Annotated in this window: 22 protein-coding genes; 7 read left to right on the top strand and 15 right to left on the bottom strand. The window is 70.1% G+C overall.

The window, feature by feature from the left end; genetic code table 11:
• Nucleotides 1–112 precede the first annotated feature (112 nt).
• The 4 genes from AB0I28_RS29810 to AB0I28_RS29795 are packed head-to-tail and all read right to left on the bottom strand — an operon-like array spanning nucleotide 113 to nucleotide 2,949.
• On the bottom strand, nucleotides 113–676 hold the full coding sequence (locus AB0I28_RS29810; protein WP_357498886.1) for a hypothetical protein: 564 nt from the start codon (nucleotides 674–676) through the stop codon (nucleotides 113–115).
• 3 nt (nucleotides 677–679) lie between these two features.
• Entirely contained in the window at nucleotides 680–1,465 is a 786-nt protein-coding gene (locus AB0I28_RS29805) for a hypothetical protein (RefSeq protein WP_357498884.1), read from the bottom strand.
• Nucleotides 1,462–2,475 carry a hypothetical protein gene (locus AB0I28_RS29800; protein WP_357498882.1) on the bottom strand — a complete coding sequence of 338 codons (1,014 nt, stop codon included), beginning with the start codon at nucleotides 2,473–2,475 and terminating at the stop codon, nucleotides 1,462–1,464. Before AB0I28_RS29800 ends, AB0I28_RS29805 begins: the two co-directional genes overlap by 4 nt.
• A 30-nt stretch (nucleotides 2,476–2,505) precedes the next feature.
• Entirely contained in the window at nucleotides 2,506–2,949 is a 444-nt protein-coding gene (locus AB0I28_RS29795) for a hypothetical protein (protein ID WP_357498881.1), read from the bottom strand.
• A 202-nt stretch (nucleotides 2,950–3,151) separates the two neighbouring features.
• On the opposite strand from AB0I28_RS29795, the gene AB0I28_RS29790 reads away from it, so the two are divergent.
• The 3 genes from AB0I28_RS29790 to AB0I28_RS29780 all read left to right on the top strand — a co-directional run bounded on the left by AB0I28_RS29790 (nucleotide 3,152) and on the right by AB0I28_RS29780 (nucleotide 5,606).
• The gene (locus AB0I28_RS29790) at nucleotides 3,152–3,451 is read left to right on the top strand and encodes a type VII secretion target (protein ID WP_357498879.1); all 300 of its coding nucleotides are present in this window, start codon (nucleotides 3,152–3,154) and stop codon (nucleotides 3,449–3,451) included.
• Nucleotides 3,452–3,456: 5 nt separating this feature from the next.
• A complete protein-coding gene (locus AB0I28_RS29785; RefSeq protein WP_357498877.1) occupies nucleotides 3,457–5,067 on the top strand; it encodes an alpha/beta hydrolase in 1,611 nt (536 codons plus the stop codon).
• 71 nt (nucleotides 5,068–5,138) lie between these two features.
• Nucleotides 5,139–5,606, top strand: coding sequence for a hypothetical protein (locus AB0I28_RS29780; RefSeq protein WP_357498875.1), 468 nt, complete (start codon nucleotides 5,139–5,141; stop codon nucleotides 5,604–5,606).
• A gap of 2 nt (nucleotides 5,607–5,608) precedes the next feature.
• Here the strand turns inward: AB0I28_RS29780 and rnhA are convergent, their stop codons facing one another.
• Nucleotides 5,609–6,124, bottom strand: coding sequence for a ribonuclease HI (rnhA, locus tag AB0I28_RS29775; protein ID WP_357498873.1), 516 nt, complete (start codon nucleotides 6,122–6,124; stop codon nucleotides 5,609–5,611).
• Between the two features lie 70 nt (nucleotides 6,125–6,194).
• Nucleotides 6,195–7,016 (bottom strand): helix-turn-helix transcriptional regulator, encoded by an 822-nt coding sequence (locus AB0I28_RS29770; protein ID WP_357498871.1) that lies wholly within the window; start codon nucleotides 7,014–7,016, stop codon nucleotides 6,195–6,197.
• 85 nt (nucleotides 7,017–7,101) lie between these two features.
• Here AB0I28_RS29770 and AB0I28_RS29765 point away from each other — a divergent pair, with 85 nt between their 5' ends.
• Entirely contained in the window at nucleotides 7,102–7,812 is a 711-nt protein-coding gene (locus AB0I28_RS29765; protein WP_357498869.1) for an SDR family oxidoreductase, read from the top strand.
• Nucleotides 7,806–8,183, top strand: coding sequence for a hypothetical protein (locus AB0I28_RS29760; RefSeq protein ID WP_357498868.1), 378 nt, complete (start codon nucleotides 7,806–7,808; stop codon nucleotides 8,181–8,183). The genes AB0I28_RS29765 and AB0I28_RS29760 overlap by 7 nt, the downstream gene beginning before the upstream one ends.
• A 52-nt stretch (nucleotides 8,184–8,235) precedes the next feature.
• Here AB0I28_RS29760 and AB0I28_RS29755 read toward each other — a convergent pair whose 3' ends face one another.
• From AB0I28_RS29755 to AB0I28_RS29720, 8 genes are all read right to left on the bottom strand, one after another.
• A complete protein-coding gene (locus tag AB0I28_RS29755; RefSeq protein WP_357498866.1) occupies nucleotides 8,236–8,709 on the bottom strand; it encodes a hypothetical protein in 474 nt (157 codons plus the stop codon).
• Nucleotides 8,706–9,191 (bottom strand): sigma-70 family RNA polymerase sigma factor, encoded by a 486-nt coding sequence (locus tag AB0I28_RS29750; RefSeq protein ID WP_357498865.1) that lies wholly within the window; start codon nucleotides 9,189–9,191, stop codon nucleotides 8,706–8,708. The genes AB0I28_RS29755 and AB0I28_RS29750 overlap by 4 nt, the downstream gene beginning before the upstream one ends.
• Nucleotides 9,188–9,409, bottom strand: a complete 222-nt coding sequence (locus tag AB0I28_RS29745; RefSeq protein WP_357498864.1) for a hypothetical protein — start codon at nucleotides 9,407–9,409, stop codon at nucleotides 9,188–9,190. The genes AB0I28_RS29750 and AB0I28_RS29745 overlap by 4 nt, the downstream gene beginning before the upstream one ends.
• A gap of 124 nt (nucleotides 9,410–9,533) precedes the next feature.
• Entirely contained in the window at nucleotides 9,534–10,358 is an 825-nt protein-coding gene (locus tag AB0I28_RS29740) for an ABC transporter ATP-binding protein (protein ID WP_357498863.1), read from the bottom strand.
• Entirely contained in the window at nucleotides 10,355–11,404 is a 1,050-nt protein-coding gene (locus tag AB0I28_RS29735) for an iron chelate uptake ABC transporter family permease subunit (protein WP_357498861.1), read from the bottom strand. Before AB0I28_RS29735 ends, AB0I28_RS29740 begins: the two co-directional genes overlap by 4 nt.
• The gene (locus AB0I28_RS29730) at nucleotides 11,401–12,471 is read right to left on the bottom strand and encodes an iron chelate uptake ABC transporter family permease subunit (protein ID WP_357498859.1); all 1,071 of its coding nucleotides are present in this window, start codon (nucleotides 12,469–12,471) and stop codon (nucleotides 11,401–11,403) included. The genes AB0I28_RS29735 and AB0I28_RS29730 overlap by 4 nt, the downstream gene beginning before the upstream one ends.
• Before the next feature lie 2 nt (nucleotides 12,472–12,473).
• On the bottom strand, nucleotides 12,474–13,478 hold the full coding sequence (locus AB0I28_RS29725) for an ABC transporter substrate-binding protein (RefSeq protein ID WP_357498858.1): 1,005 nt from the start codon (nucleotides 13,476–13,478) through the stop codon (nucleotides 12,474–12,476).
• Between the two features lie 114 nt (nucleotides 13,479–13,592).
• Nucleotides 13,593–14,489 carry a hypothetical protein gene (locus AB0I28_RS29720; protein ID WP_357498856.1) on the bottom strand — a complete coding sequence of 299 codons (897 nt, stop codon included), beginning with the start codon at nucleotides 14,487–14,489 and terminating at the stop codon, nucleotides 13,593–13,595.
• A gap of 113 nt (nucleotides 14,490–14,602) precedes the next feature.
• Between AB0I28_RS29720 and AB0I28_RS29715 the strand changes: the two genes are divergently transcribed.
• Both AB0I28_RS29715 and AB0I28_RS29710 read left to right on the top strand, forming a co-directional pair.
• Nucleotides 14,603–15,250, top strand: coding sequence for a hypothetical protein (locus AB0I28_RS29715; RefSeq protein ID WP_357498855.1), 648 nt, complete (start codon nucleotides 14,603–14,605; stop codon nucleotides 15,248–15,250).
• Nucleotides 15,251–15,352: 102 nt separating this feature from the next.
• Complete coding sequence (locus tag AB0I28_RS29710; RefSeq protein ID WP_357498853.1) at nucleotides 15,353–17,671, top strand: esterase-like activity of phytase family protein; 2,319 nt, start codon at nucleotides 15,353–15,355, stop codon at nucleotides 17,669–17,671.
• A 50-nt stretch (nucleotides 17,672–17,721) separates the two neighbouring features.
• Here the strand turns inward: AB0I28_RS29710 and AB0I28_RS29705 are convergent, their stop codons facing one another.
• Nucleotides 17,722–18,132: a hypothetical protein gene (locus AB0I28_RS29705; protein ID WP_357498852.1), complete on the bottom strand. Its 411-nt coding sequence runs from the start codon at nucleotides 18,130–18,132 to the stop codon at nucleotides 17,722–17,724.
• Nucleotides 18,133–18,168: the final 36 nt, after the last annotated feature.

Genomic DNA, 18,168 nt, shown 5'->3' with positions numbered 1-18,168 from the left:
GCGCGCGGGTGGGGCACGGACCTGTCCCAGTATGCACGGCTGCGATGGAGTGATCACCATGTGTATTCATGGTCGTGTATGTCGTCGGGCCACGAGGACGCGTAGGCCCCGCTCAACCCCGCCCCGCCCGCTCCCGCCGGCGGCGCCGCTCCTCGGCGAGGTCGGGCAGGTTCAGGCCGAAGCACTCGTCCTTGAGCAGCGCGGCCTCATAGGCGGTGCGGCGCAGGATCTCGCCGGCCGTCGCGCCGGCCTCCGCGACGAACTCGTCCTCGCGCAGCAAGGCCAGCGCGCCGGTCTTGATCCGGCACGCCCAGCTGAGCATGCCGACGGTGCTCAGCCGCACCTGCCCGCGCGGGCCCGTGGCGGTCGCGGGGATGGTGAACACCTTCTCCAGGTAGCGGCGTTCGGCTTCGTCGCGGGCCTGCGCGGGGTCCTTGCGGCGGTTGAGGCCGGCCTCGCGCATGATCTGGGCGACACCGCGCTCGTGCCCGACATAGAGGAGCGTCGCGGCGCGCCCGATCTGCCAGGCGAGGCCGTCCTCGGTGTAGTCGGCGTAGGCGCCCGGCCGAAACCTCACCGACTCGAGGAGCCCGGCCTTGACGGTGGCGCGGACGTTCCCGTCGGGCGAGCTCACGCGGACGGTCAGGGCGGCGAGGCGGTCGGCGACTTCCCCCACGTGTCAGATCCCGTCCATCCAGTTGCAGCACACGCGCACGAGCGCCGCGCCGCTCTCGGCCGCGTCGGCCTTGTCGGGCCACCAGCGCAGGGGGATGTCGCCGTCGACGGTGTGCGCCCCGGCGGTCAGGCCGGTCACGTCCTCGGCCTCGGCGGCGCCGAGGAGCTTTCCCCCGGCGTCGCGGAAGACCAGCAGGAGCTGGGCGTTGCCGCTGTCGGCGGAGTAGGAGGAGACGACCTCGGCTTCGACGCCGACCTCGTCGGCGCCCTTCTCGACGCGCGAGGAGGTCACCTCGGCGCCGACGGTGATGCTCCGCGCGGTCAGGTCGGCGACGGGACGCCACCTCTGGTCGGCGATCGTGACGTCGAGGGCCGTCGGCACGAAGTCCAGCGTCATGACGCGGCCCTTGACGGCCGTCGCGCCGGGCAGGACGTCGAAGAACCCCTCCCACGGCTCGACATGGGTGCTGCCGTCGCCGTCGGTCCAGGTGAGTTCGAGGTTGACGTAGACGAGCAGGTCGGTGGCGCTGGTGTTGGCCACCTCCCCGGCCCAGGCCACGTCGACGCCGCCGTTGTGGGAGGGATCGACGACGGTGAAGGCGGTCTCGGCCAGCTGCGCGGCACCTCCGTCGGAGGCCGAACCCAAGGCGCGCAAGGGTTCGGTGAGCGTCGTGGCCGGCGGCTCGGGGTCCGGGGGCAGACTCGGCCGGCCCCCGCACGCCGAGGCGAACAGCAAGGGGGACAACGCGAGCAGGACGCCCGCCGCTCGCGTCGACCGGCGGATGGTCACCGCTTCGGGCCGAACTCGGACTCCGGCGGCACGTGACCGTCGGAGATGTCGGTGGTGCCGTCGTCGTTGGGCTCGTTGGCCAGGATCGTGCCGACGGTGAGGGGGTCGGAGGAGGACAGCCAGCCCTGCAGCTTCGTCTCGGTCTCGGCGAGACCGTCGGCGATGGCCTGCTCCTCGTTGTCCATGGCCTCCTTGAGGTCGTCGAGGGTGGTCCGCAGCTGCGACATCACCGACTCGACGGTGTCGCCGTTGATGTTCTGGGCGGCGCTGACGCCCGTGCTCACCGCCGAGATCCCGGATCCGATGAGCCCCAGCGTGAGTCCGGTCGCCGTCCCTCCAGATGCGACGGTCGCGACCACGCCGACGGCCACGCCGAGGACGCCGAGGGTCACCTGCACGTCCTCGGGAGTCTTGTCGGTGATGCTGTCGAGCACCTTGATCGTCTCCCTGGCGATGGCGACGGCGTCGTGGCGGCACTGCCGCAGGATGCTCTCGTAGGCCTGCATCGCGACGGTCAGCTCGTCGAACATGAGCTGCTGATTGCTCACCGCCTGGGTCAGCATCGGGTTGAGGAAGTAGGACTTGAAGTCGTGCTGCGCCTCGCCGGCCCAGGCGTCGGTGACGTCGGCGACGTTGTTGATGGGCGTCATGCGGCCCGACAGGAGCGACTGCTTCGCCTCCTGAAGGGACGAGGCGATGCCACCGGCGAAAGCCGGCCAGCGCTCGTAGAAGTACTGGAACTTCTCGCCGATCCAGTCGAAGTCGGCGTCGTTGACCATCTCGCGGTAACGCTGCGCGTCGCCGACGGTCGGGCCCTCGTTGAGCACGTCCGCCTGGTGGATCTCGGCGACCCTCGCCGTGATCGCGGCCTGCACGATCAAGTCGGCGGCCTCCTTGACGTCCGACCACGGGATCACCGAGACGCTGTTGAGCTCGTCGGCCGGTGCCGGGGTGAAGTCGACGTCGACGATCCGGGCCGAACCGCCGTTCTCCTCTTGCTTCGTAGCCATGGCGCGCCTCTTTCGGAAGAATCGTCGCGATCAGTTGGGTCCGGGATGGCCGCCGGAGTCCTCCGGGTGCGGATCGCCGCTGGAGGGCGCCTCGGGAACCGACGGCGGCCGCTCGTAGGCGGGACCGGTCTCGATGCCGGTCTTGAAGTCGGCGTACTCGTTGAGCTGCGCGGCGTTGAGCCGGTCGGTGGTCGCGAAACCGTCGGCGATCTTGGTCAGCGCGCGGCCCGCGGAGATGAGATTGTCGTGGGTGCGCACCAGGACGCGGTCCTGGAATGTGTCGCGCAACCGTTTGAAGACAGGGTGAAGGGGACCCATTCCGCCTTCGGAGCGACTGAAGGCCGAGGATTCCCCGACCGCGCTCGCGTGCGTCTTGGCCGCCGCCTCGGCGTATTGAATCGCCACGGTCGGAAGATCGACCGCCCCCGAACGCCACAGCGCTTCGAGGTCGTCCACTTTGATTTCGGCCGCCATTTGTCGTGGCACCTCCGTGTGTCATCGCTGCCGGTTTTGCGATCCGAGCACGTCGGACTCCCAAGCTACCCATCGACGTCAAGTAGATCGATCTTGCGCATTCAGCGAGGGCCTTCGATGCCGAATCCCCGCCCTGATCCACATCACCCACAGTCGCTACGCTGACACGGTCCGACGTTCGTTCCCCCACAAAGGACGCCCCATGAGCGAGACCCTGCGCGTCGATCCGGCCGTGCTGCACGCGACCGCGGTCGTGGCCGACGAGGTCGCGGCGGAGGCCGGCCGCGTCGCGCGGTCGCTGGAGCGGGACAGCGGCGAGGTCGCCGATCGCCTCAGCGGCTGGGTTCTGGCGTCGATCACCCGGGATCTCGTCGACGGGGTGTGGCACGACGACCTCGGGCACCTGCAACAGCGCCTGCAAGGCTTCGCGGGGAGCCTGCGCGCGGCGGCGTGGGCCTACGAGGCGGCGGACACCGAGAACACGCGCGGCCTGGGCGGGTAGCCGGCGTGGAGTTCGCGCGCTTCCGCGACACCGACGTCACCGCCTTCGCCGATGTGGCGCGGATCTGGCGCGATTTCGCCGAGGGCCTCTACACCCTCGACGACACCGTCGCGCCGAGGATGGTCGGCCCCTTGTCGCAGGCCCGCTGGAGCGGAAGCGGCAGCTTCAACGCGCGCAACGAGGTCGCCCGCATCCGCGAACTCTGCGAGAGCCGCGCGATGCGCGCCGAGGCCATGGCCGACGTCTTCGAACAGGTTCACGCGCAGGTCGGGCCGATCCACACCGAGCTGTGCGCCGTGATCGACGGCGCCCGGGCCGACGGACTGCTCGTCGGCGAGGACGGAACCGTTGCGGCACCGGGAATCGCGCCGATCGATCCCGGCACGGCCGGGCCCTGGCCCTCGGCAGCCGTTCGCGCGGGCGAGTACGGCACCACGATCGGCGCGCTGCTCGCCGAGGTCGAGCGGATCAGCGCCGCCGCCGCGAAAGCCGCCACCGATCTGGCCCCGGAGAGGCCGGGGATCCTCGCGCCGGACGAGTTCAACGACATCCGCGACGACTCGCATGAGCACTCCATCGCCGACGACGTCGTGTGGCCGCGCGAGAACATGTCGCCCGAGCAGGCGAGGACCTGGTGGGAGTCGCTGTCGGGTCCCGACCGTCGCGCCTACCTCCTGGCGTTCCCTGAGGAAGTGGGCGCCATGGACGGGCTCCCCACGCTCGTGCGCGACGAGGCCAACCGCTGGAACCTGCGCCGCGACATCGAGGTCGGCCACGACCCCACCGGGGCCCGCGACATGCTCGGCCGCCTGGAATCGCGTGACCACCTTCCTGCGAACCAGCGCGCCTACCTGATCGACTACGCCCCGCCGGGCCCGGGCGGCGCGCCCGACGCCCGCATCGTCGCCTCCATCGGCGACCCCGACAAGGCGACCAACACGGGGATCTACGTGCCGGGGATGACGACGGACCTGCCGAGCTTCAGCGACGAGGGCGGCGGCTTCGACCGGACGGTGGCGATGTTCGACGCCGCCGGCGGGATGTCAGCGGACGGAGACACCGCCATGGTCTTCTGGCTGGGCTACGACACCCCCGACGCACCGGATCCGATGAGCGGCGACCCTTTGACGGCGGGGATGCGGAGGGACGCCGCCCACGAAGGGGCACCGGAACTGGACAGGTTCGTCGACACCCTCAACGCCACCCACGACCCCTCGATCCCGTCGCACACGACCGTTGTCGGGCACAGCTACGGGTCCCTGGTCACTGGTGTGGCTGCTGCGAGCGGGGACGGACTCGCGGTGGACGACATCGTGCTGGTCGGCAGCCCCGGTGTGGGTGCCGACCACGCCGACGAGCTTCAGGTCGGCAGCGACCACGTCTGGGTCGAGGCGGCCGACGACGACCCGATCACCGCGTGGGGAAACCATGGGACGGATCCGGCGGGCGAGGACTTCGGCGCGCGGAGACTACTGACGGATACGCCGGGGCATAGTGCTTACTGGGATGAGGGCAGCACCAGCCTCATGAACTTGGGTGCGGTCATTGCTGAGGATTCTGAACGCAAGGTCGAAACCCCGGCTCGCAACGAGATACTCGGACTGGTCGTCGAGTGAAGCGGCTCGGACCACTCGCCGTAGTAGTCGCCACCTTGGGCGCCTGCGGCGGGGCTCCGGCGGTTCCGAAAGTGGCCACCGACGAAGCCGCGGAATCGGTGCAGTCACAAGGCCTTGAGATAGCCGAGTTGGCCGAAACCCAGCTGGTCTGGGGATTCGGTACTCCGCACGTGCTCAAGTGCACGGGTAAGGGCGGCGAGGACACTGATCGCATCTACAGCTACCTCGCGGCATTCGAGTTGTATCCGCCACCGGACCGGTCATTGCCGTTCGGCATGGATCTCCACGAGCAGTGGAAGTCGGCGGGCTGGCGAATCGCCGCCTACAAAGAGATCCCTGACGGACTCGTCCTGTTGACAACCAACCCGAGCAATGACCTTCAAGTAAGACTCGACGTCTTCGGCGACGGTCGCATCCTCCTCAACATCAGCACCCCCTGCTACGAGCAACCCGACGGTCCGGCCCCCTTCGGTGCCCAGTACTACTCCGGTGCCCAGGAAGGCGAACCCGTCCCCTCCCCCGCACCCGCCGAGTCGTGAGGCTAGAACAACCCGCCCTCGACCGCCTCGAAGTCCTCGTAGGCCACCGCCCGCCGCTCCCCCACCGGCCGCGCCAGCTCCTCGGCCATCCCCAGCGCCGCCAGCCGGTCGGCGCGCTCGTTCCCGTCGTTCCCCGCGTGCCCCTTGACCCAGAACCACGTCACGTCGTGCTCCCGGACCGCCGCGTCCAGCGCCCGCCACAGCTCCGCGTTCTTCACCGCCGACTTCCGGTCCCGCGTCCGCCAGTAGTCGTTGCGCCAGCGCACGATCCACTTCGTGATCCCGTCGCGCACATAGGTCGAGTCCGTGTGAATGTGCACAGTGGACCGCCCCGGCAGACTCCGCAGAGCCTCGATCGGCGCCGTCAACTCCATCCGGTTGTTCGTCGTCGGCCCGACGTCCCCGCCGTACAGCTCCGTCTCCCGCCCGTCGTGGAGCAACAGGGCCCCCCATCCGCCCGGGCCGGGGTTCGGGTGGCAGGCGCCGTCGGTGTAGATGTGCACGATCTCGTCCGTCACAGCTTGACAATAACTAACGTTCTCAACCGGAGGCGGCACCCGTCGGCCGGCGTGCCGCCCGTCGGTCGCCCTATCCGTGCCGCAATCCCTCCAGCACCGCAGCCGCCGCCGTTCCCGGCGCCGCCGAGTAGACCAGCACGCTCTGGTCGGCCTCCGGCACCGTCAGCACGTCGCAGTCGAGCGCCAGCCGCCCGAACCGGGGGTGGTCGATCGTCGCGGTCGCGGGACGGTGCTGGCCACCGCGGCCGGCGAGCCAGAGTTCCTCGAAACGCGGGCTTTCGGCGCGCAGTTCGGTGATGAGCGCGATGAGGTCGGGGTCCCCGGGGTAGCGGGCGTGGGCGGCGCGGAGGCAGCCGACGCAGTGGGCGGCGGAGGCGTCGTCCTCGGCGCGAGTGAGGGTGACGGGGATCGGCTTCTCGGCGAGGAATCGGTTGCGGGCGAGGTTGCGGTCGCGGGTCGATAGAGCGCCGAGGTCGCCCAGGATCATTGTGGCCGGCGGATTCCAGGCCAGGATGTCCGACTTGGCCGACAGAATGACCGCAGGTGTGTCGACCATGCGGTCGAGAAGGCGCCGGACACTCGGGCGGACGGTCATCGAGACGCGGCCGGCCGCCGGGGGCTGGGTACCCGCGAGGCGGTAGAGGAGTTCGCGGTCGTCGTCGCCGAGCCGAAGCGCCCGGGAAAGCGCCCCCAGCACCTGATCCGACGGTTTGGGCGCGCGGGCCTGCTCCAGCCGCACGACGTACTCGACGCTGACCCCGGCCAGTCGGGCGACCTCCTCGCGGCGCAGGCCCGGCACCTGCCTGCGCGTGCGCAGCGGCAACCCGACTTCGGCGGGGGTGAGGCGGGCGCGGGCGGTGCGAAGCACGGTCGCCAGTTCGGTGCGGTCCACCCGCCAATGGTGCCTCGCGGCCGATCTTCCCGCCTAGTACTCGCGGTACCTGGCCGTCGGCGGCATGCGCGGTGATGCTCGTGGCATGTCAACGACGATCGCCCTGGTTACCGGGGCCAACAAGGGTTTGGGGCGCGAGACCGTCCGGCGGCTCGCGGGTCTCGGCTGGCGGGTCTTCCTCGCCGCCCGGGACAGCACACGCGGGGAAGCCGCGGTGCAGGAGCTGGGCGCGGACAACGTCGAGTTCCTTCCCCTCGACGTCACCTCCGACGCCTCGGTCATCGCCGCCGCCGACCTCGTCCGCGAACGCGCCGGCCGCCTCGACGTGCTGATCAACAACGCCGGGATCGGCGCCCCGCCCACGCATCCCGAGGACACCACGGCCGACGAGGTCCGCGATGTCCTCGACGTCAACGTTCTCGGCGCCGTCCGCGTCACCAACGCCTTCCTTCCCCTGCTGCGCAAGGCCGGCAACCCGCGAATCGTCATGGTCTCCAGCGGCATGGGCTCCATCGCCGTCACCCGCGACCCGCGCTTCGCGGGAATGGTGCCGCCCATGCTCGCCTACCCGGCGTCGAAGGCGGCCCTGAACATGGTCACCGTCCAGTACGCCGCCGGCCTCGACGGCATCCGCGTCAACGCCGTCGATCCCGGCTACACCGCCACCGACATGACCGACAATGCCGGCGTCCAGACCGTCGAAGAGGGCACGGATGCGATCATCCGTCTGGCGACCGTCGAAGCCGACGGTCCCACCGGCGGCTTCTTCGACAGGACAGGAGACGTTCCATGGTGAACAGCGCACGAGCACTCTCGATCGGCCTGCACCCCGACGAACTCGACTACAGCAACTTTCCCGGCCTCACCAAGGAGATCCTCCTTGAGCGCGTCACCGCCGGCGAGGCCGCCATCCGCGCCCAGGGCATCGACTTCGTCCCCTGCTACGTCTCCGCCGACCCCGCCAAGGCCGAGGCGCAGATCCGCGCCACCACCGCCGACGGCCCCTTCCGCGTCGCCATGATCGGCGCCGGCATCCGCATGGACGCCGCCCAGACTCCGCTGTTCGAGCGCCTGATCAACGCCCTGGTCGAGACGCACCCGGGCATCAGGCTGTGCTTCAACACATCGCCGGAGTCCACGGTGGACGCGATTCGGCGGTGGCTCTGACGCCTGAACCGCGCTCCGTCCGGCGGACTGATCGCCCGCCGGACGGAGCCCGTCAGAGCTCGATCTCCGGGGTCGCAAGGGGAGGGCCCGGTTCCAGGTGCACCGTGACGGTCACCGGTCCGGCCGCCACTGCCGGGACGGCGAAGCGGCCGCCGGCATCGCTCTCGACACGGCGGGTCTCGTCGCCGGCGACGACCGTGACCTCGTACTCGCCCGGTGGCGCGAGCCATCCGTCGAGATGCGCCCCCTTTCCGGCGGCCTCGGTGGTGCTGACAGTGATCTCCAGGCGCCGCGACACGAAGACGTGCACGGCGTCCCCCTCGCCGCGCGCTCCGGTCGCGGGACAGGGTGCCGGCACCGCGATCTCGACGTGTGCACCGGCTTCCCGCATGCGGGCACCGGCCCGGCGCTTGACCTCGGCGAGGCCGGCGACGAGGTCGTGCTCACGGCGGAAGCGGGCGGCCGTACGGCGGTCGGCCCGTGCGACCAGCGCGTCGAAGCCGCTGAACTCCGGTCGTTCGTTCATGTCATCTCCCCCTTGACGGTGAACTTGGCCTTGAGCGTTCTCCTGGCACAAGACAGGCTCCCCCGAGCCGCCTCGGGCTTGATCGCGAGAATCCGCGCGATCTCGGTCGGCGTGAAGCCCACGTGGTAAAGCGACATCACCTCGCGCTGACGGGTCGGCAGTGCGGCGATGGCCGCGAGCAGCTCGCCGTCATCCTCGTCGGTGGCGGCCTGGACCGCGTCGACCGTCCACCAGCCGATGGTGCATTCGGTGCGGTCCCGTTCCCGTCTGCTGCGCGTGCGCTGCCGATAGAGGACGTTGCGCGCGGTCTCGTAGATCCAGGCGCGTGGCGCCGTGATCTCCGCCCAGCGCTCGTAGGCCTTGACGAACGCGGTCTGCGCACAGTCGCGGGCGTCCTCGCGGCTGCCGCCGAGCTTGGTGAGGAATCCGACGAGCGCGGGCAGCTGGGCGAGGTAGAACGCGTCGAAGTCGTCGTCTGTCATCGGTGCACCTCGGCGCTCTCGACGGTGTCGTTCGGTCCATGATGGACGGAGCCGGCGCGCATGGCGTCGACGGCCGCGAGAACGATGAGCGTCTGCCCCCGTTGGCGCTCGGCGGCGAGGTTCCCCCGCGTGACGACGATCAGCCGGGTGATCGCGAGAGTGCCGCGCAGCGCGACCATCGCGCAGCCGGCAAGGACGACCAACCACAGTTCGTACATGGGCTCTCCCACCTCGATGTGAGCTGACCTCTGGGAGAGTCACAGGAGGGCGAGAGCGTGAAACGGGAGGGCCTGATCGGGTGAGACGCCCACTCGATCGGGCGGGAGCCGTGGGGAGCCGGGGTCAACCCGCCCGCACGGCCTCCCTCTCCGCCATGTGGTGGCGTCCGAGCGGGATCACCATCGGCGTACCGCTGCGCGGGCAGGGCATGACGTCGCACGAGAGCCCGAAGACCTCCTGGACGACGTCGGAGGTGATGACCTCGTTGGGGCGGCCTTCGACGACGATGCCGCCGCTCCTCATGGCCACGACGTGGTCGGCGTAGCGGCAGGCGAGGTTCAGCTCGTGGAGGACCATGACGATGGTGGCGCCGCTGCGGCGGTTCAGATCTGTCAGAAGGTCCAGCACTTCGACCTGGTAGTTGATGTCGAGGTACGTGGTGGGCTCGTCGAGCAGGAGAATGTCGGTGCCCTGGGCCAGGGCCATGGCGATCCAGACGCGCTGGCGCTGCCCACCGGACAGTTCGGCGAGCTTGCGGTCGACGAGTTCCGCGGTACCGGTGGCTTCGAGGGCGTCACCGACGGCCTTGTCGTCCTCGGCGTTCCAGCGCGCGAACCAGCCCTGGTGGGGGTATCGGCCGCGGCTGACGAGGTCGCCGACGGTGATGGAATCCGGCGCCACCGGCGACTGCGGGAGCAGACCGATGACCTTGGCGACGTCGAGGCTGCGCATGTCGTGCACGGCCTTGCCGTCGAGGATCACCGATCCGTTGCGAGGCTTGAGGAGCCGGGCGACACCGCGCAGCAGCGTCGACTTCCCGGAGGCGTTGGCCCCGATGATGGCGGTGATCTCACCGGCCGGAATGGTCGTAGTGACCCGTTCGACGATGTTGCGGTCGTCGTAGCCGAGGGTGAGGTCGGCTACCTCAAGACTGTGGCTGCTGGTCACCCTGCTGCTCCGCTCTTGTTGGCACGGATGATGATCCACGCGATGTACGGGGCGCCGACGAAGCCGGTCACGATGCCCGTGGAGATCGGCGTGGCGAGGAGGTGCTGGGCGGTCATGTCCGACAGCTGCACGATCAGCGCGCCGACGCAGGCCGCGCGGAAGATGCTCTCGTCGGCGCGCGGCGAGATGCGCGAGGCGATGGGACCGGCCATGAGCGCGACGAAGGCGATGGGGCCCGCGGCGGCGGTGGCGAGGGCGACGAGGATGACCGCGGCCAGCATGAGCAGGAGGCGGTCGAGGGTGACCCGGGCGCCGAGCGCGGTGGCGGTCCCGTCGCCGAGTTCGAGCACCCGCAGTCGTTTCCCGAGGAACGCCGAGGCCGGCAGCAGCAGGACGAGGGCCACCGCCAGGGCGATGATGTCGCTGGTCTTGGCCATGCCCACCGAGCCGATGAGCCACGACATGGCGGCCTTGGCGTCGGAGATCGTGGCGCGCGTCAGCAGATAGGAGGTCGCCGAGGCCATCAGCGACGAGATGCCGATGCCGACGAGGATGAAGCGGTAGCCGCTGACGGTGCCGCGCCAGGCGAGCACGTAGATGAGGATCGCGGTGGCGAAACCGCCGATGATGGCGGCCGTCGACAGCTGGTAGCCGGTCAGGTTCCACAGCACGAACCCGGCGACGACGGCGACGTTGGCGCCCGAGGACACGCCGAGGAAGTCCGGCGAGGCCAGCGGGTTTCGCAGCAGGCGCTGGAAGATCGCGCCGGACGCGCCGAGGGCGAGTCCGACGACCACGGCGGTGATCGCGCGCGGCAGCCGCAGCTCGTAGATGATGAAGGTGTGCCACTTCTCCGTCGGGGAGCCGATCGTGGCCAGCACGACGTCCAGCGGTGGAACGGTGACGCTGCCGACGGACATGGAGAGCACGAAGATGACCACGACGGCGATGGCCAGTCCCGCCGACAGCGCGATTCCCCAGCGGACGCGGGCGCGCCGGTGCGCGCGGAAGCTCCTGGCGGCCGGCGCGATCGCTGTCCTGGTCACAGTTCCACCAGCTTGCGGAATCGCGCGAGGGCGATGAAGACGGGGGCGCCGACGATGCCGATGACCACGCCGACCTGGAGTTCGCCGGGCGCGGCGACGACGCGGCCGGCGATGTCGCAGGCGAGCAGCAGGATGGGGCCGAGGATCGCCGAGAAGGGCAGGATCCAGCGGTAGTCGGGGCCGCAGATGAAACGGGCGAGGTGCGGGACCATCAGGCCGAGGAAGGCGATCGGTCCGGCGGCGGCGGTCGAGGCTCCGCACAGGACCGCGATGAGCACGAACACGATCGTGCGGGTCAGCGCGACGGGCTGGCCGAGGGCGCGGGCGACGTCGTCGCCGAGCGCCAGGGTGTTGAGGGGGCGGCCGGCGAACAGCGCGATCGCCGAGGCGATCACCAGGAAGGGCGCCAGCTGCCAGAAGATCGGCATGAAACGGCCGGACAGGGCGCCTACCTGCCAGAACCGCAGCTCGTTGAGAACGTCCACGTTGGACAGCAGGATCGCCGAGGTGACCGAGGTGAACACGGCGGTGACCGCGGCTCCGGCGAGCGCGAGTTTGACCGGTGTGGCGCCTTCGCGGCCGGTCGCGGCGAGGCCGTAGACGATGACGGTGGCGATGCCGGCGCCGATGAAGGAGAACCAGACGTATCCGCCGGCCGACTGCACGCCGATGAGCATGATGCCGCCGACGATCGCGAGCGCGGCTCCGGCGTTGATGCCCATGACACCGGGGTCGGCCAGGGGGTTGCGGGCCACGCCTTGGAGGAGGGTGCCGCCAATGCCGAGGGCCATGCCGACGACGATCGCCAGAAGCGTTCGCGGGACGCGCATGTCGCGGATGACGGTGAGGTCGGTCGAGGTCGCGTCGGGGTCGAAGAACGCGTCGATGACGGTCTGGATGGTGATCGACCGGGAGCCGAGGGCGATGCTGAAGAAGGCGAGGACGGCGATGACGCCCAGGCCGATGAGGAGGCCGCCGCCGAGCCCGATCCCTTTGGTGATCGAGGTTCTCGGCGGTTCGGCCGCGGTGGAGGCCGCCTTGGCGGGCGGCCTCCCGGTGGTGACCATGGTTAGTCGCCGATGTTCTCGTCGGCCGCCTGGATGAACGTGGTCAGGCGGTCGAGCTGGGCGGCGTAGTCGGTGTAGGTGTGCAGCCAGTAGGCGGGCCATTCGGTCATGGCGCCGGCGGCGTAGGCCTTGATGCTGTTGGCGATCGGCTGCGAGGCGAGTTTCTCCTGGCCGCCGGGGGCGTTGCGGTCGTCGAAGAGCAGCACGTCGGGCTGGTACTTGTCGGCGTTTTCGAAGCTGAGCGACTCCCAGTACGGGAACTCGGGGTCGGGGGTCTCGGGGTCGATGACCTTCAGGCCCCACTTCTGGAAGTCGAGGAGCTCCGGCGCGTACTTCGGGACGGCGACGGCGTAGATGTCGTCGTAGGGGCTGATGGCCAGCGCGGTGAGGTTCGGCTTGGCGGCGGTGGCGGTCTTGAAGCGCTCAAGGGCCTCGTCGAAGGTCTTGCGGTGGCCTTCGATGACGGTGGTGTCGGCGCCGAGCGACTTGGCCAGCTCGGCGTAGCCCTCGATGACGCCGAGGATGGAGTCGCCCTGGGCCGGGCCGACGACGTCGGCGAGCTCGGAGAGCTTCTTGGCGGAGTCCTCGACGCCCTCTTCCTGGCCGCTGTAGACCTCTTCGGCGGGCCACCAGTCGGCGACGATGAGGTCGGGGGCGAGCGTGACGGCCTTCTCGGCGTCGATCTTGCCCCACTCCTCGCCGAGGATCTCGACACCGGTGAAGTCGACGCCCTTGAGGCCGACGTCCTCGGTGATCTTGCCGTCGGCGTAGATGCCGACGGGCTTGATGCCGAACTCCATCAGGGCCTTCGCGGCGTACGCGTGGGCGATGATGCGGGTCGGGGTCTTCTCGGCGGTGTAGGTCTTGCCGTCGCCGGCGGTGTACGACCAGGCGCCTCCGGTGGGGGCGGCGTCTTGGTCGTCGTCGCCTCCGCCACCGCAGCCGGCGAGGACGAGTGCGGCGGCGGTGAAGGCGGTGACAGAATGGAGCAGGGTGCGGCGGCGCATGGGGGTGTCTCTCGGTCCGTGGTGTAAGGGCAGGCTCACCTTACCGGAGACGAATGCCGAGTTGATCGGGCGTTCGGTGGACTTCGATGTCCGGGCGAATTCGCCCGGTAGCTCCTACAGCCGTCCCCAGGCCCGCAGGATCCGCAGCGCGCGCACCGTCGCGCCCGGGCGTGCCTCGAACTCCGTGGTCGGTGACCAGCGGGCCCATCCGATCGGCCAGCCGCCGTCATCTCGCTGTTCAGCGCCCAGGAAGTCGAGCGCGGCGTCCATCTCCGACGGTGTGAACCAGGCGGCGGCGACGCTGTCCGGGGTGGGCGCGTAGTCGTACGCGTAGTGGTGTTCACCGGGGGCGTAGCCCGAGGCGAGGTAGGCGTCGGCGGGGTCGAGCGGGTCGAGCGCCACGTGGCGCTGATCACGGACGAAGCGGCCGAGTCCGGCGGCGGCGGCGAGGGCCTGGCCGCGGTCGAGCAGGCCGTCGAGGTACGTGACGGCCGCCTCGATCTCGTAGGGGTGGGACTCACGCAGTTCGGCGACGGTCCGGCGGCAGAACTCGGCGGCCGGAGCGAGCCACGGGTGGTCGATGCCGCCGCCGAGCATGTGGCCCACGATCTCGGCCGTGGGGAGCAGCTGCCCGCGCGGCTCGTCGGGGATGGGCAGCCAGGTGGGGCGCGGGTATTTGCGCAGGCTCGGCAGGACGGCGGGGACGCCGCCGTCGGGGGCGGTGACGGTGGTGAGCCAGTCGAGGATCGGGAGGGCCGTCGAGCGGTCGAGGCGGCCGACGGAAGCGAGGACGTCGAGCGCCGAGCGCAGCGTGGCCGGCTGCGACTCGGGGCCGCGCACGTCGGGCTCCATGCCATAGGCGTAGCCGCCGTCGGCCGCACGGTAGGCGTCGAGGGCGGTGCGGACGGCGTCGGCGCTCCCACCGCGGAACAGATGCCCGAAGTGAAGCTGTTCGAGTACGCGTCCGCTGCGCCAGAGATAGGTCTCGGCCTTGCCGATGATGTCGTTCATGCGGCGACGCTATGCGCGTCCGGAGCGCCGATCTTGCAGAAATCGGACCTCTGCGAAGTCTCGCCGTTGACCACCGGCACTACCCTTCCGCCAAGCCTTTCGAAGGGATCCCGATGACCACCAGCTCCCGCGTCAGTCCCGTCGCACTCGCGCTGCTCACCCTGTGGCGCCTGGGCGTGGCCGTGTGCGGCCTGGTCGGGGTCTACTTCACCGTCGACGAGGTCGACGACTTCTACTACCTGAGCAGCCTGGGCAGCCTCGCGGTCGGCATCGTCTACATCGGACTGGCGCTGGTGCCGGTGTTCACCGGCGGCCGGACGCATGAGCCGCCGACGGCCTGGCCGCGCGGGGCGATGGCGGTCCTGATGGTGCTCATCTCGCTGACCTCGATCCTTTTTCTGCACCCGGGTCTCGACCACACCGGCCTGCTCTTCGAGCACCTGGTCACGCCGATCGTCGTGGTCGCCGACTACCTGTTCGTCGGCGGCGCCCAGCTCCGGACGCGGCCGTGGGAGCCGCTCACGTGGGTGCTGCCGCCGCTGCTGTACTTCGTGTTCCTGCTGTCGACCGGTGTGCAGGCCTACGCGAACCTCTTCGACCCGCACAACGACGACTTCGTCTCCACCGTCCTGGCCTTCTTCGCCGCGCTCATCCTGTGCGGATACGCGCTCTTCGGACTCGCGCGGTTCATCGGGACGATCCGCCGACCCGGTGCGGATTCGGCCACCCGCACCGAAATGCCCGCGACCGCGAGCCGCTGACCTGCGGCTATTGTCCGACTGGCGCGCAGGGCCCGCACTGCTGTCGGTGCCCGGTCATCCGCCGTTCACCTCTCGGCCTCCGGTGGCCGATAGACACATCGCGTGCGACTCCCCCTCTTGCGCCTGCTCGCCGGTTCCACCGGCCTGACCGCGGCGTTCATCGTGCCCGTATCCGCCCCCGCCCAGGCCGAGGACACCGCGGTGTTCCAGCGCGCGGCGACCTTCCCGGTCCACCTGAACACATCCATCGGCGAGGAGACCGCCGCCGAGATCTCGGCGGTCACCGACGACGGGAACACACTGGTCTACACCGACTCCCCCGGCGAGCGGCTGGGCTTCGTCGACATCTCCGACCCGAATGCGCCCAAGGCCGCCGGGATCCTCGCGCTCGACGGGGAACCGACGTCGGTGGCGGTCGCCGGGGACCGGATCCTCGCCGTCGTCAACACCAGCGCGGACTTCGTCGACACCTCGGGGCAGCTGGTGGTGCTCGACGCCGCCACGCGCGAGGTCGTCGAAACGGTGGAGCTGGGCGGGCAGCCCGACTCGATCGCCGTCGACGCCGGTGACGCCTTCGTCGCGATCGCCATCGAGAACGAGCGCGACGAGGACGTCGCCGACGGGGATCTCCCGCAGGCGCCGGCCGGTTTCCTGTCCATTGTCGACCTCGGCGACTACTCGGTCCGCGAGGTCGCGCTGACCGGCATCGCCGAGGTGGCGGGAGACGACCCGGAGCCCGAGTACGTCGCGATCAACTCCCAGGGCCTGGCCGCGGTCACCCTGCAGGAGAACAACCACGTCGTCTTCGTCGACGTCGCCCAGGCGAAGGTGACCGGCGACTTCTCCGCTGGGACGGCCACTGTGGACGGTGTGGACACCGTCGAGGACGGCGTCATCGATCCGACCGGTTCACTGACGGCGCCGCGCGAGCCCGACGCGGTGACCTGGATCGGCGACGACCTGATCGCCACCGCCAACGAGGGCGACTGGAAGGGCGGCAGCCGCGGCTGGACCGTCTTCGGCACCGACGGCCGGATCGTCTCCGACGCCGGGAACTCCTTCGAGCACCTGGCGATCGCGCACGGCCTCTACCCCGAGCACCGCTCCGAGAACGCCGGCGCCGAGCCGGAGGGCATCTCCTTTGGCGTCTTCGACGCAAAGCCCTACCTGTTCGTGGCGGCCGAGCGCGGCAACTTCGTCGCCGTCTACGACGTCGCCGACCCCGCGAAGCCGCGGTTCACGCAGATCCTGCCGGTCACCAACGGGCCCGAGGGCCTGGTGAGCGTGCCGTCGCGCGGGCTGTTCATCGTGTCGAGCGAGGAGGACCTGGCCGACGAGGGGATCCGCTCCTCCGTGCAGCTGTTCCGGCTCGGCGGGGAGCCGGCCTTCCCGACCATCGTGTCGGACACCGTCGAGGGCACCCCGATCCCGTGGGGCACCCTGTCCGGCCTGTCCGCCGATCCCGCCGCGGCCGACAAGCTGTACGCCGTGACCGATTCGGCCTACGCCGAGACGCGGCTGCTGAGCATCGATGTCGCGGCCTCGCCCGCGCGGATCACGTCGTCGAAAGCGGTCACCAAGGACGGCGCGCCCGTCGGCTACGACGGTGAGGGTGTCTTCGCGCGGCCCGCGGGCGGGTACTGGCTGGCCAGCGAGGGCAAGCCGAGCAAGGACGTGCCCAACCTGCTGGTGCGTCTCGACGCCGACGCCGTCGTCGAGCGGGAGATCCCCCTTCCCGCCGAGGTCGCCGGCGCCGTCTCCGACAACGGCCTCGAAGGCGTCACCGCGACCGGCAACGGCGCCGACGAGGTCGTGTGGGTCGCCGTGCAGCGGCCCGTCGACGGTGAGGACGCCGCCCGCATCGGCCGCTACGCGGTCGCCACCGGCGAGTGGACCTGGCTGTCCTACGAGCTCGACGCGGCACCGGAAGGCGCGACGGTCGGCCTCAGCGAGATCATCGCACTCGACGACGAGACCCTCGCCGTGATCGAACGCGACAACCTGCGCGGCCCCTCGGCGAAGGTCAAGCGCGTGTACACAGTGGACCTGGCCGGGGTCGCGCCGACTGCCACCGGTACTCCCCCGGTGGCGCCGAAGAAGCAGGCCGTCGACGTGCTCCCGGTGCTTACGGCCGGGCACGGCTGGACGCAGGACAAGCTCGAAGGCCTCGCGATCGCCGGAAACGGTCGCGTCTACGCCGTCACCGACAACGACGCCGTCGAGGACGCCACCGGCGAGACGGTCTTCGCCGACCTCGGGAAGGCAGCCGACCTGTTCGGCGGCAGGGACGGCGGCGACGACGGGCTCGCCACGACCGGTGTGGCCGTGCCGGTGCTGATCGCGCTGGCGGCCGTGGTCGCGGTGGGCGGCGGCGGGCTGTTCGTGCTAGCACGGCGCAGGAAGGTGCGGCTGTTCTGGTAGCGGGAGGGGTGTGACGCGGCGGTTCCCGGCTTCGGGGGCCGCCGCGGTCGTCAGGTGAGGAAGTTGTGGACGGAGACGACTTCCACATCGTGCTCATGCGCAGCACGGATCCGCGGGTCATCCGCAGGCGCGTCGTCGGCGATCACGAAGATGACGGTCTTCGTCACGTTCACAGCCGCCTTCGCGCCACTCTCGATGGCGAGATCCATGACTTCTCCGGCAGCGTGTGAATCGGCGACGGCGAACAGACGCCAGCCCTTCAAAGGCCCGTTCCGGCGGGCGCGCTCGCCTTCGGCCTCCGCCTCCAAATCGTGGATGAGGGTTGTGGCCGCGAGTTCCTTGGCCTCTCCTCGACGGAGCTCGACGGCTCGCGGGCAGATCAGACCGGTCCGCTGGATCTCAGGCAAGGCCGACGGTGTCGGCCCGTGCCACGACAAGGGCTGCGGTGCTTCGGCGATCATCGTCCGCAGATCCACCCGAGAGTCCGCGCCCCGTCG

The sequence above is a fragment of the Phytomonospora sp. NPDC050363 genome (assembly GCF_040655735.1).
Classification (GTDB): Bacteria; Actinomycetota; Actinomycetes; order Mycobacteriales; family Micromonosporaceae; genus Phytomonospora.
The sequence above is the reverse complement of the archived record's forward strand: the minus strand, read 5'-3'. Positions and strand labels throughout refer to the sequence as shown.

Bases quoted from the DNA above. Each gene is read 5' to 3' on its own strand.
- AB0I28_RS29800 (WP_357498882.1), bottom strand. From the start codon at position 2,475: ATGGCTACGAAGCAAGAGGAGAACGGCGGTTCGGCCCGGATCGTCGAC.
- AB0I28_RS29795 (WP_357498881.1), bottom strand. From the start codon at position 2,949: ATGGCGGCCGAAATCAAAGTGGACGACCTCGAAGCGCTGTGGCGTTCG.
- AB0I28_RS29790 (WP_357498879.1), top strand. From the start codon at position 3,152: ATGAGCGAGACCCTGCGCGTCGATCCGGCCGTGCTGCACGCGACCGCG.
- AB0I28_RS29765 (WP_357498869.1), top strand. From the start codon at position 7,102: ATGTCAACGACGATCGCCCTGGTTACCGGGGCCAACAAGGGTTTGGGG.
- AB0I28_RS29760 (WP_357498868.1), top strand. From the start codon at position 7,806: ATGGTGAACAGCGCACGAGCACTCTCGATCGGCCTGCACCCCGACGAA.
- AB0I28_RS29755 (WP_357498866.1), bottom strand. From the start codon at position 8,709: ATGAACGAACGACCGGAGTTCAGCGGCTTCGACGCGCTGGTCGCACGG.
- AB0I28_RS29750 (WP_357498865.1), bottom strand. From the start codon at position 9,191: ATGACAGACGACGACTTCGACGCGTTCTACCTCGCCCAGCTGCCCGCG.
- AB0I28_RS29745 (WP_357498864.1), bottom strand. From the start codon at position 9,409: ATGTACGAACTGTGGTTGGTCGTCCTTGCCGGCTGCGCGATGGTCGCG.
- AB0I28_RS29730 (WP_357498859.1), bottom strand. From the start codon at position 12,471: ATGGTCACCACCGGGAGGCCGCCCGCCAAGGCGGCCTCCACCGCGGCC.
- AB0I28_RS29725 (WP_357498858.1), bottom strand. From the start codon at position 13,478: ATGCGCCGCCGCACCCTGCTCCATTCTGTCACCGCCTTCACCGCCGCC.
- AB0I28_RS29720 (WP_357498856.1), bottom strand. From the start codon at position 14,489: ATGAACGACATCATCGGCAAGGCCGAGACCTATCTCTGGCGCAGCGGA.
- AB0I28_RS29715 (WP_357498855.1), top strand. From the start codon at position 14,603: ATGACCACCAGCTCCCGCGTCAGTCCCGTCGCACTCGCGCTGCTCACC.
- AB0I28_RS29705 (WP_357498852.1), bottom strand. From the start codon at position 18,132: ATGATCGCCGAAGCACCGCAGCCCTTGTCGTGGCACGGGCCGACACCG.